Here is a 3967-nt window from a genome sequence, read left to right on the forward strand (position 1 = left end):
CGGTGAACGCCGGTGACTACGACCTGTCCGAGTCCGGCCCGACCGGTTACGCCGCGTCGGACTGGGTCTGCACCGGCGCGACGATCGAGGGTGCGACCGTCTCGGTCGCCAACGGTGGGGACGTGACCTGCACGATCACCAACGACGATCAGCCGGGCACGTTGACGCTGGTCAAGGACGTGGTCAACGACAACGGTGGCACGGCCGAGCCGGGTGACTGGACGCTGTCTGCCGAGGGGCCGACGCTCATCACTGGTGCGACCGGCTCTGAGGCGGTGACTGGCGCGACGGTGGACGCCGGAGGCTACGAGCTCTCGGAGGCCGGAGGCCCGGGTGGTTACGTTCCCGGTGACTGGACCTGTACGGGTGGAGAGCTTGAGGGAATCACCGTCACGGTTCCGAACGGTGGGGACGTGACGTGCACGATCACCAATGACGATCAGCCGGGCACGTTGACGTTGGTGAAGGAGGTCGTCAACGATGACGGTGGGTCGGCGGAGGCGACGGAGTGGACTCTGTCTGCTGACGGGCCGACGCCGATCAGTGGTGCTACCGGCAGTGACGCGGTGACCGGTGCGACGGTGGAGGCGGGTGAGTACGACCTGTCGGAGGTTGACGGGCCGGCCGGTTACGCCGCTTCGGACTGGACCTGCACCGGCGCGACGGTGACCGGTGCCACCGTGGCCGTCCCCAACGGCGCAGACGTGACCTGCACGATCACCAACGACGACCAGCCGGGCACATTGACGTTGCGCAAGCAGGTGGAGACCGGGGCAACTGGCGCCACCGACGTGCCTGCGGACTGGACGCTGACCGCCGACGGGCCGACGCCGATCTCTGGTGCGTCCGGGTCACCCGCGGTGAGCGGCGCGGCGGTGAACGCCGGAACCTACGAGCTCACCGAGGCCGGTCCGGGTGGCTATGACGCAGGGGACTGGAGCTGTGAAGGGGCCGGAGGGACGTTGGAGGGGGCGTCGCTCACGTTGGCCAACGGTGCCGACGTCACCTGCACGATTGTGAACACTGCGCAGCAGCCCACCTTGACCTTGGTGAAAGACGTGGTGAACGACGCTGGTGGGACGGCTGAGGCGACGGACTGGACGTTGTCGGCGACGGGTCCGACGGCGGGTGTGTCGGGGGTGACCGGTTCGGTGCCGGTGACCGACCGTGCTGTCGTGGTGGGGTCGTACGCGCTGGCCGAGTCGGACGGGCCTGCCGGTTACGGGGCCTCGCAGTGGGTGTGCGTCACGGACGGGACTTCGCTACCCGTGGTCGCAGGATCCGTGTCCGTCGGCCTCGGTGCTGACGTGACGTGCACGATCACGAATGACGATGCGCCGGGCACGTTGACGTTGGTGAAGGACGTGGTGAACGACAACGGTGGGTCGGCGGAGGCGACGGAGTGGACTCTGTCTGCTGATGGGCCGACGCCGATCAGCGGTGTTACCGGCAGTGACGCGGTGACTGGTGCGACGGTGGAGGCGGGTGAGTACGACTTGTCGGAGGTTGACGGGCCGGCCGGTTACGCCGCGTCGGACTGGACCTGCACCGGCGCGACGATCGAGGGTGCGACCGTCTCGGTCGCCAACGGTGGGGACGTGACGTGCACGATCACCAACGACGATCAGCCGGGCACGTTGACGCTGGTCAAGGACGTGGTCAACGACAACGGGGGCACGGCGGTGGCGACCGACTGGACGCTGTCTGCCGAGGGGCCGACGCTCATCTCTGGTGCGACCGGCTCTGAGGCGGTGACTGGCGCGACGGTGGACGCCGGAGGCTACGAGCTCTCGGAGGCCGGAGGCCCGGGTGGTTACGTTCCCGGCGATTGGACCTGTACGGGTGGAGAGCTTGAGGGAATCACCGTCACGGTTCCGAACGGTGGGGACGTGACGTGCACGATCGTCAACGACGATCAGCCGGGCACGTTGACGTTGGTGAAGGAGGTCGTCAACGACAACGGTGGGTCGGCGGAGGCGACGGAGTGGACTCTGTCTGCTGACGGGCCGACGCCGATCAGTGGTGCTACCGGCAGTGACGCGGTGACTGGCGCGACGGTGGAGGCGGGTGAGTACGACCTGTCGGAGGTTGACGGGCCGGCCGGTTACGCAGCGTCGGACTGGACCTGCACCGGCGCGACGCTCGAGGGTGCGACCGTCTCGGTCGCCAACGGTGGCGACGTGACGTGCACGATCACCAACGACGATCAGCCGGGCACGTTGACGCTGGTCAAGGACGTGGTCAACGACAACGGCGGCACGGCCGTGGCGACCGACTGGACGCTGTCTGCTGAGGGGCCGACGCTCATCACCGGTGCGACCGGTTCTGAGGCGGTGACTGGCGCGACGGTGGACGCCGGAGGCTACGACCTGTCGGAGGCCGGAGGCCCGGGTGGTTACGTTCCCGGTGACTGGACCTGCACGGGTGGAGAGCTTGAGGGAATCACCGTCACGGTTCCGAACGGTGGGGACGTGACGTGCACGATCGTCAACGACGACCAGCCGGCGACGTTGACGCTGGTGAAGGAGGTCGTCAACGATGACGGCGGGTCGGCGGTGGCGACCGACTGGACGCTGTCTGCTGACGGGCCGACTGCTCTGTCCGGCGTGACCGGCACCGAGGCGGTGACCGGGGTGACGGTGAACGCCGGTGACTACGACCTGTCCGAGTCCGGCCCGACCGGATACTCCGCGTCGGACTGGACCTGTACCGGCGCGACGCTCGAGGGTGCGACCGTCTCGGTCGCCAACGGTGGCGACGTGACGTGCACGATCACCAACGACGATCAGCCGGGCACGTTGACGCTGGTCAAGGACGTGGTCAACGACAACGGCGGCACGGCCGTGGCGACCGACTGGACGCTGTCTGCTGACGGGCCGACCGCCGGGATCACCGGCACGACCGGCTCGGCTGCGGTCACCGACGTTGCCGTTGAGTCCGGCGAGTACGTGCTCTCAGAAGCCGGTCCTGCCGGCTACACGGCCTCGGACTGGGACTGCGGTGACGCGGCGCTCGAGGGTGCGACGGTGATTGTGCCCAATGGTGCGGACATCACGTGCACGATCGAGAACGACGACCAGCCAGCCAGGCTGACCCTGGTCAAGGAGGTCGTCAACGACGACGGTGGCACGGCGGAGCCCGGCGACTGGACGCTCTTCGCCGACGGGCCGAGGGAGGGGATCTCCGGCCGGGGCGACGACTTCGTCGACGTGACCGTGACCGCCGGTGACTACGACCTGTCGGAATCCGGCCCGGCCGGTTACTCCGCGTCGGACTGGGTCTGTACCGGTGCGACGGTGACGGGTGCGACCGTGTCGATCCCGAACGGCGGTGACGTGACGTGCACGATCACCAACGACGACAATGCTGTGCCGCCGGCGAGCACGTGGACGGTGCTGAAGACGAGTGATCCGCCGTCGGGTTCCACGGTCGATCCTGGTGATGTGATCACGTACACGGTCCGTGCGGGGGTGGTGACCGGGTCGAGCGTCGATGGGGTGGTCGTGACCGACAACCTGTCGCGGGTGCTCTCACGGGCGTCGCTGGTCCCGGGGAGCGTCGAGGCGACGTCCGGTACGGCAGAGGTCACGGGGACGACGCTGCGCTGGGAGATCGGAGAGCTCACGGGTACGCAGACCCTGACGTACAAGGTCCGGGTCGACGACGACGCGTCGGGGGTGACCCTCGTCAACGTCGTGTCCGGCGACGGGGCTGAGCCGTGTCCGCCTGAGGGTCCGGACCTGCCTGCCGCCCGTGCGGCGGCGCCGGCGGACGAGGACGACTGTCGGACGACGACCCACGAGACGCCGACCGAGCCGTCGCCACCGGGTCCCGGTGGTCCCGATGGGCCTGGTGGTCCTGGTGGTCCGAGCACACCTGCCGGTCCGGGGTTCCCGGATCTCCCCGGCACGGGTGGTCCTGCCGGTTGGATCGGGGCGGTGGCGCTCCTGCTGGTCGCTGCCGGCTC

1 pseudogene is annotated in these 3967 nt (G+C 68.7%); it reads left to right on the forward strand.

Annotation, left to right across the window (positions count from 1 at the left end):
* Positions 1-3967: pseudogene (locus KV100_RS19195) on the forward strand (hypothetical protein); the annotation flags it as partial.

The organism is Mumia sp. zg.B21, assembly GCF_019550855.1.
Lineage (GTDB): Bacteria > Actinomycetota > Actinomycetes > Propionibacteriales > Nocardioidaceae > Mumia.